24 protein-coding genes are annotated in these 12,801 nt (G+C 56.7%); 1 reads left to right on the top strand and 23 read right to left on the bottom strand.

Going from position 1 to position 12,801, the window contains the following annotated elements:
• Window positions 1–11: 11 nt before the first annotated feature.
• The 23 genes from rpsK to rplC all read right to left on the bottom strand — a co-directional run bounded on the left by rpsK (window position 12) and on the right by rplC (window position 11,748).
• Window positions 12–404, bottom strand: a complete 393-nt coding sequence (rpsK, locus tag DOP62_RS07640; protein WP_208675894.1) for a 30S ribosomal protein S11 — start codon at window positions 402–404, stop codon at window positions 12–14.
• Between the two features lie 69 nt (window positions 405–473).
• Window positions 474–851 (bottom strand): 30S ribosomal protein S13, encoded by a 378-nt coding sequence (gene rpsM, locus DOP62_RS07635; RefSeq protein ID WP_011244196.1) that lies wholly within the window; start codon window positions 849–851, stop codon window positions 474–476.
• A 154-nt stretch (window positions 852–1,005) separates the two neighbouring features.
• Entirely contained in the window at window positions 1,006–1,119 is a 114-nt protein-coding gene (gene rpmJ, locus DOP62_RS07630) for a 50S ribosomal protein L36 (RefSeq protein ID WP_208675896.1), read from the bottom strand.
• A gap of 72 nt (window positions 1,120–1,191) precedes the next feature.
• Window positions 1,192–1,752 carry an adenylate kinase gene (locus tag DOP62_RS07625; RefSeq protein WP_208675899.1) on the bottom strand — a complete coding sequence of 187 codons (561 nt, stop codon included), beginning with the start codon at window positions 1,750–1,752 and terminating at the stop codon, window positions 1,192–1,194.
• Window positions 1,752–3,071: a preprotein translocase subunit SecY gene (gene secY / locus DOP62_RS07620; RefSeq protein ID WP_208675901.1), complete on the bottom strand. Its 1,320-nt coding sequence runs from the start codon at window positions 3,069–3,071 to the stop codon at window positions 1,752–1,754. The genes DOP62_RS07625 and secY overlap by 1 nt, the downstream gene beginning before the upstream one ends.
• A gap of 121 nt (window positions 3,072–3,192) precedes the next feature.
• Window positions 3,193–3,636, bottom strand: coding sequence for a 50S ribosomal protein L15 (gene rplO, locus DOP62_RS07615; RefSeq protein WP_208675903.1), 444 nt, complete (start codon window positions 3,634–3,636; stop codon window positions 3,193–3,195).
• Window positions 3,637–3,673: 37 nt separating this feature from the next.
• Window positions 3,674–4,216 carry a 30S ribosomal protein S5 gene (rpsE, locus tag DOP62_RS07610; protein ID WP_208675905.1) on the bottom strand — a complete coding sequence of 181 codons (543 nt, stop codon included), beginning with the start codon at window positions 4,214–4,216 and terminating at the stop codon, window positions 3,674–3,676.
• Between the two features lie 3 nt (window positions 4,217–4,219).
• The gene (gene rplR / locus DOP62_RS07605; protein WP_208675907.1) at window positions 4,220–4,582 is read right to left on the bottom strand and encodes a 50S ribosomal protein L18; all 363 of its coding nucleotides are present in this window, start codon (window positions 4,580–4,582) and stop codon (window positions 4,220–4,222) included.
• Window positions 4,582–5,121, bottom strand: coding sequence for a 50S ribosomal protein L6 (rplF, locus tag DOP62_RS07600; protein WP_208675908.1), 540 nt, complete (start codon window positions 5,119–5,121; stop codon window positions 4,582–4,584). Before rplF ends, rplR begins: the two co-directional genes overlap by 1 nt.
• 36 nt (window positions 5,122–5,157) lie before the next feature.
• Window positions 5,158–5,559 carry a 30S ribosomal protein S8 gene (gene rpsH, locus DOP62_RS07595; RefSeq protein ID WP_011244188.1) on the bottom strand — a complete coding sequence of 134 codons (402 nt, stop codon included), beginning with the start codon at window positions 5,557–5,559 and terminating at the stop codon, window positions 5,158–5,160.
• A 27-nt stretch (window positions 5,560–5,586) separates the two neighbouring features.
• Complete coding sequence (rplE, locus tag DOP62_RS07590; protein WP_208675909.1) at window positions 5,587–6,126, bottom strand: 50S ribosomal protein L5; 540 nt, start codon at window positions 6,124–6,126, stop codon at window positions 5,587–5,589.
• Between the two features lie 42 nt (window positions 6,127–6,168).
• Window positions 6,169–6,510 carry a 50S ribosomal protein L24 gene (gene rplX / locus DOP62_RS07585; protein WP_208675910.1) on the bottom strand — a complete coding sequence of 114 codons (342 nt, stop codon included), beginning with the start codon at window positions 6,508–6,510 and terminating at the stop codon, window positions 6,169–6,171.
• Window positions 6,510–6,875 (bottom strand): 50S ribosomal protein L14, encoded by a 366-nt coding sequence (gene rplN, locus DOP62_RS07580; protein ID WP_208675911.1) that lies wholly within the window; start codon window positions 6,873–6,875, stop codon window positions 6,510–6,512. Before rplN ends, rplX begins: the two co-directional genes overlap by 1 nt.
• Before the next feature lie 11 nt (window positions 6,876–6,886).
• Entirely contained in the window at window positions 6,887–7,135 is a 249-nt protein-coding gene (rpsQ, locus tag DOP62_RS07575; protein ID WP_208675913.1) for a 30S ribosomal protein S17, read from the bottom strand.
• Window positions 7,136–7,169: 34 nt separating this feature from the next.
• A complete protein-coding gene (gene rpmC, locus DOP62_RS07570) occupies window positions 7,170–7,364 on the bottom strand; it encodes a 50S ribosomal protein L29 (RefSeq protein WP_208675915.1) in 195 nt (64 codons plus the stop codon).
• A gap of 2 nt (window positions 7,365–7,366) precedes the next feature.
• Entirely contained in the window at window positions 7,367–7,795 is a 429-nt protein-coding gene (gene rplP / locus DOP62_RS07565; RefSeq protein WP_208675917.1) for a 50S ribosomal protein L16, read from the bottom strand.
• Window positions 7,796–7,803: 8 nt separating this feature from the next.
• Window positions 7,804–8,538, bottom strand: coding sequence for a 30S ribosomal protein S3 (gene rpsC / locus DOP62_RS07560; protein ID WP_208675919.1), 735 nt, complete (start codon window positions 8,536–8,538; stop codon window positions 7,804–7,806).
• Window positions 8,539–8,562: 24 nt separating this feature from the next.
• Entirely contained in the window at window positions 8,563–8,916 is a 354-nt protein-coding gene (gene rplV, locus DOP62_RS07555; protein WP_011244180.1) for a 50S ribosomal protein L22, read from the bottom strand.
• A gap of 18 nt (window positions 8,917–8,934) precedes the next feature.
• Window positions 8,935–9,210 (bottom strand): 30S ribosomal protein S19, encoded by a 276-nt coding sequence (rpsS, locus tag DOP62_RS07550; RefSeq protein ID WP_011244179.1) that lies wholly within the window; start codon window positions 9,208–9,210, stop codon window positions 8,935–8,937.
• Between the two features lie 31 nt (window positions 9,211–9,241).
• Window positions 9,242–10,105 carry a 50S ribosomal protein L2 gene (gene rplB, locus DOP62_RS07545; RefSeq protein WP_208675922.1) on the bottom strand — a complete coding sequence of 288 codons (864 nt, stop codon included), beginning with the start codon at window positions 10,103–10,105 and terminating at the stop codon, window positions 9,242–9,244.
• Between the two features lie 29 nt (window positions 10,106–10,134).
• Window positions 10,135–10,437 carry a 50S ribosomal protein L23 gene (locus DOP62_RS07540; protein WP_011244177.1) on the bottom strand — a complete coding sequence of 101 codons (303 nt, stop codon included), beginning with the start codon at window positions 10,435–10,437 and terminating at the stop codon, window positions 10,135–10,137.
• Entirely contained in the window at window positions 10,430–11,062 is a 633-nt protein-coding gene (gene rplD, locus DOP62_RS07535) for a 50S ribosomal protein L4 (protein WP_208675924.1), read from the bottom strand. Before rplD ends, DOP62_RS07540 begins: the two co-directional genes overlap by 8 nt.
• A gap of 44 nt (window positions 11,063–11,106) precedes the next feature.
• Window positions 11,107–11,748 carry a 50S ribosomal protein L3 gene (rplC, locus tag DOP62_RS07530; protein ID WP_208675926.1) on the bottom strand — a complete coding sequence of 214 codons (642 nt, stop codon included), beginning with the start codon at window positions 11,746–11,748 and terminating at the stop codon, window positions 11,107–11,109.
• 575 nt (window positions 11,749–12,323) lie between these two features.
• Between rplC and ndhN the strand changes: the two genes are divergently transcribed.
• Complete coding sequence (gene ndhN / locus DOP62_RS07525) at window positions 12,324–12,800, top strand: NAD(P)H-quinone oxidoreductase subunit N (RefSeq protein ID WP_208675928.1); 477 nt, start codon at window positions 12,324–12,326, stop codon at window positions 12,798–12,800.
• Window position 12,801 lies beyond the last annotated feature (1 nt).

Below are 12,801 nucleotides of genomic sequence, written 5' to 3'. Positions count from 1 at the left end.
GCGATCGCGATCTAGACGCGACGACGCTTGGGCGGACGGCAGCCGTTGTGAGGAATCGGCGTCACGTCGCGGATTAGAGTGATTTCTAAACCAGCGCTCTGCAAGGCGCGAATCGCCGTTTCACGACCGGAGCCAGGGCCACTCACCATCACTTCAAGCTGGCGCATGCCTTGGTCGATCGCGCGACGGGCAGCAGCCTCTGCCGCAGTTTGAGCTGCAAAGGGAGTGCCTTTCTTTGCGCCTTTGAAACCGCTGGAACCAGCAGAAGCCCAAGAGATGACTTCGCCAGTGGGGTCAGCGATCGAAACGATCGTGTTGTTGAAAGTGGATTGGATGTGGGCGACACCGCTAGGAACGTTGCGCTTCTGTTTGCGGGGCCCTGATTTTTTAGTGGGGCGAGCCATAGTAAACCTCGTCTGAGCAAGACAAAAAGCTGATGAGCAGAATGCTCAACAGCAGAGGGATGAAAGACCTTAACGGGTCGCTTTCTTCTTACCAGCGACGGTCTTACGAGCACCCCGGCGAGTCCGGGCATTGGTCCGAGTCCGTTGACCCCGTACCGGCAAACCAGCCCGATGGCGACGACCGCGAACAGTGCCAATGTCCATGAGGCGCTTGATGCTCATGGCTTCCAAACGGCGCAGATCGCCTTCGACCTGGTAATCGTTCTCGACCACTTGGCGGAGAGCCGCAACTTCAGAATCGTTGAGATCCTTGATGCGGGTATCCGGGCTCACGCCAGTTTTGGCGAGAATTTCTTTGGCCCGAGTCGGACCAATTCCGTAGATATAGGTAAGGCCGATCTCAGCCCGCTTGTCGCGGGGCAGATCCACGCCAGCAATCCGTGCCACGCTCTCTACTCCCTATCTTTGGCTACTCGTGAGGTAAAACAATGCAAAAGTTGATGATGCTGACAGGCGCGAATCGCCTGAGGATAGTCTGGTCTGAAGCTCCGATAGCAGAAGCCAACAGCAGGGCACTCGCGAACGGGGAGCGAGCGATCGCCTAGCCTTGGCGTTGCTTATGCTTGGGGTTACTGCAGATGACCATGACGCGACCGCGACGTTTGATGACGCGGCATTTTTCGCAGATTTTGCGAACAGAAGCTCTTACTTTCATGCCAGTATTCGGCAAGACTCCAAAGTTTTGATACTACCACAGTTCGACAAGGCTGGGTAGGGTGGTCGTCGCTTAGGCCGTAACCTGTAGCGCGCTGACCAAGCGATCGGTGACCACTTCAACGGCGGCATTGCCATCAATCTCAAGGAGTTGTTGGCGATCGCGGAAGAAGTTGATCAGCGGTGCTGTTTGCTCGCGGTAGACCTCGAGGCGACGACGAATCACCGCCTCATTGTCATCAGCGCGGCCCCGAGCCAGCATTCGCTCGATGATCACCGGATCGGGAACATCGAGATTGACGGCCTGATTGATCTGTTGATCGATCTCAGCCAGCAGCGCATTGAGGTCTTCAGCTTGGCTACGGTTGCGCGGGAAACCATCCAAGATCCAGCCATTGGCCGTATCTGGTTGCTGAAGGCGATCGCGCACAAGGCCAAGAACCAAGGAGTCTGGAACCAGCTCACCTCGATCCATATAGCCCTGAGCTTCAACCCCTAGAGGGGTTTGCTGAGCAACGGCGGCCCGCAGCAGATCGCCCGTTGAGATATGGGCCAGTTGTAGCTTCCCAGCTACAACAACCGCCTGTGTGCCTTTGCCAGCTCCGGGTGGTCCGAGAAAAATGAGTCGCGTCACTAGTCTTTCACCATTCCTTCATAGCGCTGCGAGATCACGTAGGTTTGCACCTGCTTAGCCGTGTCGATCGCGACACCAACCAAGATCAGCAGCGAGGTTGCACCAAAACCTTGGAAGGTCCGAATCCGAGTCGCACCTTCCACCGCAGTGGGGATGATGGCCACTAGGCCCAAGAACACTGCCCCCAAGATCGTCAGGCGATTGAGGACGCCCTGGACATACTGGCTGGTTGCCCGACCAGGACGAACGCCAGGGATGCTTGACCCCATTTTTTTGAGGTTCTGCGCCAAGTCCACAGGGTTGAGGATCAGGGACGAATAGAAATAGCTAAACGCCACAATCAACACCAAGTAGAAGAGGGCATAGAGCCAGGGTGTTGGACCGTTGGGGCTGAGGTAGTTGGCAATCCGTAGCACCACTTCATTGCTGGTGAAGTTAGCCAAGGAGAACGGCAGGACCAAAATCGCCGAGGCGAAGATGATTGGCATGACGCCACCTTGATTCAGCCGCAACGGCAGGTAGCTACTGCGCTCGCTGTAGACCCGATTGCCCACCTGCCGACGCGCCGAAACAACCGGAATTCTTCTTGTCCCTTCTTGGACAAAGACGATGCCGACAATTGTTGCGAGGAAGACGATAAGCAGAATGACAATGCCACCCACGGTGCTGCGATCGCCGCTCTGGGCTAGCTCCAAAGTCTGCTGCAGCGAGCGCGGCAGGGTCGCCACGATATTGAGGAAGATCAGTAGTGAAGCGCCATTCCCGATACCGCGTTCGGTGATCAGCTCACTGATCCACATCACAAACATGGAACCAGCCACCAAGGCCAGCGCTGTTTGAATCGTGAACAGCGGCCCCGGTGTCACTGCGTAGCGGGTTACCCAGACGGCAATCACAATGCTCTGGAGCAAGGCCCAGCCGAGCGAGACGTAGCGCGTCAACTGTGCAATTTTGCGCCGTCCAGCTTCGCCCTCGTTTTTCTGCAAATCTTCCAGCGCCGGAACCGCCGCCGTCAGCAACTGCAAAATAATCGAGGCGTTGATGTAGGGCAAAATCCCAAGAGCAAAAACACCCAAGGCGGACAGGCCACCCCCCGAAAAAATATCGAGAAAGCCGATCACGCCGCCTAAGTTGGCATTCCCCTGCAGATCATTGCTGAACGCAACCCGATCGATGCCGGGAACAGGAATAAAAATACCCAGTCGGCACAGAATCAACAGGCCCACTGTGATCAGAATTCGCCCTCTCAAACCTGAGGCCTGAGCCATTTGTAAAAAGGTTTCTTGGGCGTTGGGAGTCTTCCCGCGACTGACGACCATAGCAATACTCCGAAGGGGACACGAAGGCCCCGAGCTAAAGCCAGCTTAAACAACAGAAGAGGGGCAGGTGACTGCCCCCATCTGACGTAACCTTTCGGTCACGGAATCAGCGATCGCTGATTCAAGCAATGGTGAAGCTGCCACCCGCCGCTTCAATTTTTTGGCGAGCGGTTGCGGTGAAGGCTGCAGCAGTCACCGAGAGCTTCACGGCGAGATCGCCATCACCCAAAATCTTGAGCGGGCCATCGTTCTGGGTCACAATCCCGGCAGCCATCAAGCTGTCCAGAGTGACTTCAGTGCCAGCGGCCAAATCAGCCAACGCACCGACGTTAACCACCGTGTAAGACTTGCGGTTGACCAGCGGGAAGTGCTTCAGCTTGGGCACGCGGCGGTAAAGAGGCATTTGGCCCCCTTCAAAGCCAGGCCGAGTCGGACGACCCGAGCGCGACTTTTGACCACGCATCCCGAAACCACAGCTTGCGCCTTGGCCAGCGGCAATGCCCCGGCCCACTCGGCGCTTACGCTTTTTCGCTCCCGGTTGCGGAGCGAGATTATCGAGTTTCATGAACCATCACCTTGAAACCAAGAGCAAAGAAAACGGCCTAGTACAGCTGCTCAACCGGGATATCGCGGGATTGAGCAACCTCTTGGAAGGTCCGTAGGCTAGACAGGGCTTCCAAAGCAGCACGGGCGTTGTTGAGCGGACTCTTGGAACCCAAGCGTTTCGCCAACACGTTTTTGACGCCAGCCAGCTCCAAGACAGTCCGGACAGCACCACCGGCAATTACACCAGTACCAGGCGCTGCAGGACGGATCAGGACTTGAGCAGCCCCGCCTTCCCCAGTGCTGGGGTGAGGAATGGACTGATCACGGGTCAAGGGCACGCTGACGAGGTGTTTTTTGCCATCGGCCACGCCCTTACGGACAGCACCGATCACGTCGCTGGCTTTGCCCACACCAACACCCACTTGACCGCGCTCGTTACCAACGATCACGATCGCCCGGAAGCTGAGTTTCTTACCACCCTTGACGACCTTGGTGACACGGCGGATTTGAACCACCCGCTCTTGCCACTCGCTTTCCTTCTCGGTGCGACGATTGCTGCGCCGACGGGAAGACTGCTTCTTGTCTTTCTCTTCAGCCATCACCTAGAACTCCAGTCCAGCTTCGCGGGCCGCCTCGGCCAAAGCCTTGACGCGACCATGGTAAAGGTTGCCGCCGCGATCGAACACGACAGTCGTAACGCCTTTGGCTTGAGCCCGTTCGGCAATCAGCTTGCCGACGGCTGCCGAAGCTTGCTGGTTGCCACCAGACGTCAATGCTTGGCGCAGATCCGGATCGAGACTGGATGCAGCAGCCAACGTGTGGCCCGCAGCATCGTCGATCACTTGCGCATAGATGTGGTTGTTGGAGCGAAACACCGACAGACGCGGACGAGCCGGCGTGCCGACAATCGTGCGGCGAACACGGCGGTGTCTGCGACGGGTGGATTCGCGACGACTTACTTTCATCACTTCTTACCTGTCTTGCCAGCCTTACGGAGGACAACCTCGCCTGCATAGCGAATCCCTTTACCCTTGTAGGGTTCAGGGGGCCGCACGGCGCGGATGCGGGCAGCCGTGTTACCCACGACTTCTTTACTAATGCCGCTAACAATCACGTTGGTGTTGTTCTCGACTGCAAACTGAATGCCATCGGGCGGTTCAATTTGCACAGGGTTGCTGTAGCCGACATTCAAGACCAAGGTCTTGCCTTGAACTTGGGCCCGGTAACCAACACCGATGATTTCCAAGCGCTTTTGGAAGCCGGCATCGACGCCCTCAACCAAGTTGGCAACCAGCGTCCGGCTCAGGCCGTGACGTTGGCGGGCAAGGCGCGATTCATCGGCGCGCGACACGATGATGTTGCCGTCTTCTTGAGTCACGACAACGCCGCTGGGTAGCTCGCGACTCAGTTCGCCTTTGGGGCCTTTGACAGACACCAAACGACCGTCGATCGCCACGCTGACCTTCGCGGGGATAGGGATGGGACGTTTACCAATACGAGACACTGGACTGCTCCTGTGGGGACTCCGACAACCGGTCGACTACCAGACGTAGCAGAGCACTTCGCCACCCACTCCCTGACGCCGAGCATCTCGGTCCGTCATGATGCCTTGGGAAGTGGAGATAATCGCGATGCCAATACCGCCCAAAACGCGCGGTAGGTCACGACGGTTGGAATAAACTCGCAAGCCGGGTTTGCTGACCCGCTTGAGGGCTTTGATGATGGGCTGCTGATTTTTGCCCTTGTATTTCAGGCTCAGCACAAGGTGACGTTGAACGCCTTCGCCGCTTTCTTCAAAGTCAGCGATGAAGCCTTCGCGCTTGAGCACTTCAGCAATACTGCGAGCAAGCCGGGATGCGGGCACCACGGTGGTCGCGTGGCGCGCTTCGCTGGCATTCCGGATGCGCGTCAGCATATCTGCAATCGGATCGTTGACCGCCATAATTTCCTCTTCGCTTGGAAGTGCCTCTTAGTTCTCCCGGAAGGGCATGCCCAGCTCACGCAGCAGCGCACGGCCTTCTTCGTCGCTGTTGGCACTGGTGACAATGGTGATGTCCATGCCGCGGATCTGGTCGATGCTGTCGTAAGTGATCTCGGGAAAGATCAGCTGCTCGCGCAGACCAAGGGTGTAGTTCCCACGCCCGTCAAAGCTACGGGGGCTGATGCCACGAAAGTCACGAATTCGCGGCAGGGCCAGATTGATCAACCGTTCGAGGAACGCATCGCGACGATCGCCCCGCAAGGTCACCATCAAGCCGACAGGCATGCCAGCACGAATCTTGAAGCCTGCGATCGCTTTTTTCGCCCGAGTGACAACTGGCTTTTGACCAGCGATCTTAGCAACTTCAGCGAGGGAGGACTCTAACGCCTTGGCATTCTGGGCTGCTTCGCCCAAGCCACGGTTAATCGTCACTTTGACAACTTTGGGAACTTGATGAATGTTCGTGTAGCCGAACTCCTTCATCAATTTCGGAACGATGATGTCTCGGTACTTGGTTTTGAGGGACATAGAAAACTCTCATTTCCCTGGGCTGGGTCAGGGACTGGTGAATCAATCGATGATTTCGCCGGTCTTTTTGAGCTTGCGCACTTTCCGACCGTCTTCCGTGAAGGTGTAGGCCACTCGGCTCGCCACTTTTTGAGCGGTGGAGTAGAGCTGCACGTTGGAGCTGTGAATCGAGGCTTCCTCAACCACGATTTGGCCAGACTCCCCTTCTTGGCGAGGCTTGACGTGTTTGGTGCGCAGGTTGACGCCCTTGACCAACACACGGCTAGTTTTTGGGAAGACCTGGAGCACTTCGCCCACGGTGCCTTTGTCTTTGCCGGCAATCACCTGAACGGTGTCACCTTTTTTGACGTGAACTTTGTGGCGAACTGGCTTTTGAACAGCCATTAGATCACCTCCGGAGCAAGCGAAACAATTTTGGTGAAGTTGCGATCGCGCAGCTCCCGAGCCACGGGGCCAAAGACCCGCGTACCACGAGGGTTGCCATCGGCATTGATGATCACCGCTGCGTTGTCATCGAAACGGATGACGTTGCCGCTATCGCGCCGCAAGCTTTTTTTCGTCCGGACGATTACAGCCCGCACCACGTCCGATTTTTTGACCGGCATGTTGGGGAGAGCATCCTTGACCACGGCGATAATCACATCGCCGACGCCGGCATAGCGGCGGTTGCTGCCCAGGACGCGGATGCACATCAGCTTCCGAGCGCCACTGTTATCGGCAACGTTGAGATAGGTTTCCTGCTGAATCATGGATGGCTTCCTCAGGCACCGACGCTTTCGAGAATCTCAGCCACAGTCCAGCGCTTGGTGCGGCTCAGCGGACGGGTTTCCTGAATGCGGACGCGATCGCCAGTCTTGGCGCGATTGTCCTCATCATGCGCCTTGTAGCGCTTCGTCCGAACAACGATCTTTCCGTATTTGGGGTGGGCGGTACGGTCTTCGACAGCCACAACGACGGTTTTATCCATCTTGTCGCTGACGACGGTGCCCACGCGTTCTTTGACTGCCATAGCAACCTGAACTCTCGCTTAGATGACTCCGACCCTATTGGCGCTCACGTTCGATGGTGAGCAGCTGAGCCAGACGATGTTTGGTGTGTTTGAAAAGATGGGGCTTTTCAAGTTGCCGGGTCGCCCGTTGAAAACGGAGATCAAACAGCTCCCGTTTGGCTTCGGCAATTTTTTCAGCGAGGTCGGCGTCACTGAGATTCCGCACGTCCTCAATCTTCGGCAGAGCCATCTCTACGCCTCCTGAGCTTCGCTGTCGCGAGTGATGAACTTGGTTTTGATCGGCAGCTTGTGAGAAGCCAGACGCATTGCTTCACGAGCCGTCTCTTCAGCAACCTCGCCCCCAATTTCAAAGAGGATGCGGCCGGGTTTAACCACCGCCACCCAGAATTCGGGGTTGCCTTTACCAGAACCCATCCGGGTTTCAGCAGGGCGCATCGTGATTGGCTTATCGGGGAAAATCCGAATCCAGATTTTGCCGCCCCGGCGGGTGTAGCGGGTCATGGCACGACGGCTAGCCTCAATTTGGCGAGCCGTGATCCAGGAGCATTCCAGCGCCTGCAGACCGAAGTTACCGAAGGCGAGAGTATTCCCGCGCGTCGCTTTGCCGGTCATGCGGCCACGTTGCTGCTTCCGGAATTTGGTACGACGTGGACTGAGCATGGTGACTCTTAACCTTCGTTAGAGCGATCTTCAAACTGCTGGCGACGGCGCTGTTGGTTGCGACGACGCGGCTGACCGACGTTGCTGGGAGCTGCGTCTTCTTGACCTGGGATGATTTCACCCCGGAAGACCCAAACCTTGATTCCCAGAATCCCGTAGGTCGTGGTGGCCGTGGTGTAGGCGTAGTCAATGTCCGCCCGCAGCGTGTGCAGCGGCACTCGACCTTCACGCGTCCATTCGGTCCGAGCAATCTCAGCCCCGTTCAAGCGGCCAGCCACTTGAATCTTGATGCCTTGGACACCAGCACGCTGAGCCCGTTGAATGGCTTGGCGTACACAGCGGCGGAAGGCAACCCGACGCTCGAGCTGTTGAGCGATGTATTCGCCCAGCAAAGCTGCGTCAGCATCAACCCGCTCAACTTCGATGACGTTGATCCGGATTTGACGGCTGGGATCTTTCAGCAGCGCTTGCAGACCTTCACGCAAGGTGTCGATACCGGCACCACCACGGCCGACGACCACGCCAGGGCGAGCCGTACGAATTTCCAGCTCAACCTGATCAGCTTTCCGTTCCACCCGAATGTCGGCGATACCGGCATTGCTGAGGTTCTTGCGAACGTAGTCGCGGATTTTCTTATCTTCTTGCAGCAGTTGCGGATAACGGTTGGGGTCGGCGAACCAACGCGAGCGGTGCTCTTGGGTGACGCCGAGGCGGAATCCGACTGGATTAATCTTTTGTCCCACAGGTATTCCCTCTCTGTTCGCGTCCTAGACTTGCGGGGCCACAGCAATCGTGATGTGGCAGGTCTGCTTGCGGATTTGGTAAGCACGACCTTGTGCCCGAGGCCGGAAACGCTTCAGGGACGGCCCCATGTCAGCGTAGGCCTGACTGATCACCAACTGGGTGGGATCAAGACCCTGATTGTGTTCAGCGTTGGCAACTGCCGAGCGCAGAACCTTCAGGATCGGTTCACAGGACTTGTAAGGCATGAACTCCAGCAAGATCAGTGCCTCGCGGTACGAACGTCCGCGCAGCTGATCGAGCACCCGACGCACCTTGCTGGGTGACATGCGGATATAGCGGGCGATCGCCTTGACTTCGTTTGCAGTATCTACAGCCATGGATCTATCTCAGAAATCTCAACGACCGGCTTTCTTATCCTTGGTATGACCGCGGAAGGTGCGGGTCGGGGCGAATTCACCCAGTTTGTGACCCACCATCTGCTCGGTGACATAGACCGGCACATGTTGACGACCGTTATGCACCGCAATGGTGTGACCGATCATCTGCGGAAGAATGGTCGAGGCGCGCGACCAAGTCTTGATGACTTGCTTGTCGCCTTTAGCATTCAGTTTTTCGACTTTGCGCAGCAGATGGTCTGCGACAAAAGGACCTTTTTTGAGTGAGCGAGCCATAATTCAACTCCGTCCGTGAATAGCAGAAGCCTTACGCGTCGCGACCACCGCGACCCCGTTTGGAAGACTTGCGGCGACGACGCTGAATCAGGCGATCGCTCTGCTTGTTCTTCTTCCGTGTTTTCCGACCCAGAGCTGGTTTGCCCCAAGGGGTGACCGGGCCACTGCGACCGATCGGAGCCCGACCTTCACCACCACCGTGGGGGTGATCCACCGGGTTCATGACGCTACCGCGAACTTCCGGACGACGGCCCAGCCAACGTTTGCGGCCCGCTTTGCCCAAGCTGGTATTACGGACTTCAGCGTTGCCAACAGCACCAATCGTGGCGTAGCACTCTTTGCGAACCAAGCGCACCTCAGTCGAGGGAAGCTTGAGGGCCACATAGTTGCCTTCTTTCGCAACTACTTGAGCCGAAGCACCTGCCGCACGAACAATTTGGCCGCCTTTACCTGCAACCAATTCCACGTTGTGGACAGTCGTACCCAGAGGGATGTTCTGCAGAGGCAAAGCATTGCCCACTTCAAAGGGTGCATCCTCACCAGCGATGATCGTGGTGCCCACTTGGACGCCCGCTGGAGTCAGGATGTAGCGTTTTTCGCCATCTTCGTAATAGACCAGCGAAATACGGGCGTTACGGTTCGGGTCGTATTCGACCGAAACAATTTTGCCGGCGATATTTCGCTTATCGCGCTTGAAGTCAATGATGCGATAGAGACGTTTATGACCGCCGCCCCGGTGACGGCAGGTGATCACACCGCGGTTGTTGCGACCCTTACGCCGATGCTTGGAAACCAGCAGCGACTTTTCAGGCTCGTTGCGCGTAATTTCAGCGTAGTCAGAGACGACGCGTTCGCGGGTTCCCGGTGTGTAAGGCCGAAAGGCTCGGATTCCCATAATCTTGGTGATTTCCTACTTGCGACGACTCAAACTTCGGGGAAGAGCGTGATGCTATCGCCGTCAGCCAAACGAGCAACCGCCCGCTTGACTTGGGCACGGTGCCCAGCAAAACGGCCCACACGACGAGCTTTGCGCGGTGGCAACTGTGTGCTCAGACCCACCACTTTGACTTGGAAGAGGGCTTCGATCGCAGCCTTGATTTCAGGCTTGCTAGCACGGGGATCGACCTCAAAGGTGTACTGATTGTTTTCCAGTAGCCGGGTCGCTTTCTCAGTGATGATCGGACGACGGATGATGTCCGCGAGTGCACGAATATTCGCTTCAGCCACCGTAGACCTCCTGAATCTTCTCCAGCGCTGCACTGGTGCTGACAATTCGATCTGCATTGAGCAGATCAAAGACGTTGAGATTGGTTGCCGTGATCAGCTTGACGTTGGACAAGTTGCGCACTGACAGCTCGACGTTTTGGTCGCGCTCGGCAGTGATCAATAGAACTTTGACGCCAGGCTCAACACCCCAACGGGTCAAGGCTTCAACCACATCTTTCGTTTTGGGACGGCTGATTTGGTCGGCAAACTCTTGGACGACCACCAGATCCGCACTCCGGCTCACCAAAGCAGTCCGCAGCGCCAAACGACGCTCTTTGCGGTTCATTTTGATGCTGTAGTCGCGGGGCTTGGGTCCGAAGATAACCCCGCCACCCCGCCAGAGGGGAGAACGAATTGAACCAGCGCGAGCACGCCCTGTTCCTTTTTGTTTCCAAGGCTTACGGCCACCCCCCCGCACTTCCGAGCGGGTTTTGCTGGAGTGGTTGCCTTGTCGTGCGTTGGCCAATTGACGGATCAAGGCGCGGTGCACGATCGCCGCAGCACTTTCTTCTTTCGCAGCCCGCAAATCAACCGTGATGTTGCCTGCGGTTTGGCCCTGCCAATCCTGAATGACGTAATCAACCATGCTTCTGCACCAAACAAGTCAGTTCTGCAATCGCCCACATCTTCTTAGGCCTGTTGCCCGACCACAGTGGCGGGCGTGATGTTGAGCAGAGCACCTGGTTTACCCGGAACCGAACCTTTGACCAGAAGCAGATTGCGGTCTGCATCGACTCGAACCACGGTCAAGCCGCGAATCGTTGTTTTGTCGTTGCCATAGCGACCTGCCATCCGCTTGCCAGGATAGACGCGACCAGGAGTCGTCCCTGCACCCGTCGAACCGGGAAGACGGTGGTTTTTCGAACCGTGGCTCATCGGACCACGGGCAAAGCCATGGCGCTTTTGATAGCCAGAAAAACCGCGACCAATCGTGTAGCCTTGAACGTCTACTTTCTGGCCCGCTTCAAACCGATCAGCCGTGAGAGCTTGACCCAGCTCTAGACCATCAGTGTTAGCAACGCGGTATTCCAAGAGGTGACGCAGTGGCGGTGCACCCGCTTTGGAAAGGTGGCCAAGTTCCGGCTTGGACAGTTGCTTTTCGCGAACTTCCAAGAAGCCGACTTGGACGGCGTTGTAGCCATCCGTCGCCACAGTTTTGATCTGAGTGATCGGGCAAGGCCCAGCTTGAATGACAGTCACGGGAACTGCCTTACCAGATTCATCGAAAATCTGGGTCATGCCGAGCTTGGTGCCGAGTATGCCGATAGACACGGTCAATGAGACTCCTGCATCAACGCTACGAGGGCCTCAGACTGCCAAGCAGCCCGAGAGGACGAAACCCAAGGTTTCATCCCAGAGTGTTATTCGTGTCGACGCTGGAGGCGATCGCTGGTGAAACCTGCTATCTGACTGGCAAGGACTTGAAGTAAAAAGACTTCAGTATCCTGAGCTGCAAGACAGGCTTGCAAATTGCCAGGGCGTTTTCCGGTCGGCAACGAAGTTATCGCTGATTTGCAACGGCCTAGGCACGAGAGCGTTGGGTCGTGCTTACCGCAACAGAGCGACAATCATAAATACTACAGCATTTTCCTGAATCGTGTCTACCGATACGATTAGGAGTTTTTGGGATGACCCAGTAATCCGACTAACAACGGTGCGATCGCAGTGCTTCTAGGAGTTTTGGCAGGAGCCTGAAGCGCTGCTGTGTCTATACGCTCAATAGCGATGATAGAAATTGTCATTCTGATTTTGGGTGCGGCTGAGATCCGCGTCAGCACAGGCTAAGCCACAATAAGCAAGGTTACTGCGACTGCATCTAGCAATCACGCTACCCGAGGAAGGTCTAAATGGCATTGATCACCACTGGCGGCAAATTTCTGCGGGCCTTAGAACAAGAGGGTGCCCTAGCCGTCTATGCCCCCTTGGAAGGTGGCTATGAAGGTCGCTATCTGCGGCGGCTGCGCAGCAAAGGCTACAGCGCCCTGACTTACAGCGCACGGGGCTTGGGTGATCCAGCCCAGTTCCTGATGGCCGTTCACGGAATCCGCCCCCCTCACTTTGGCAAGCAAACCATCGGTAACGAGGCAGCGGTCGGTCGCGTCGAATTCGCATTGCCCTTAGCAGGCTATCCCTTGCAGAACCTGCCGGCCAATGCCAAAGGGCTGGTGCTCTGGCTTTTAGAAGGCCACGTGCTTTCTCCTCAAGAGTTGAGTTACTTCGTGTCGTTGCCACAGCAGGAGCCCCGACTCAAAGTGGTGATTGAAATGGGCGGCGATCGCAGCTTCTCTTGGAAACCCTTGGCTGCTGTGGCCGAGGCTGCTTAGA

It is taken from the genome of Synechococcus elongatus PCC 11801, assembly GCF_003846445.2.
GTDB classification, from domain to species: Bacteria; Cyanobacteriota; Cyanobacteriia; order Synechococcales; family Synechococcaceae; genus Synechococcus; species Synechococcus elongatus_A.
This window is presented reverse-complemented; position numbering and strand designations above follow the sequence as displayed.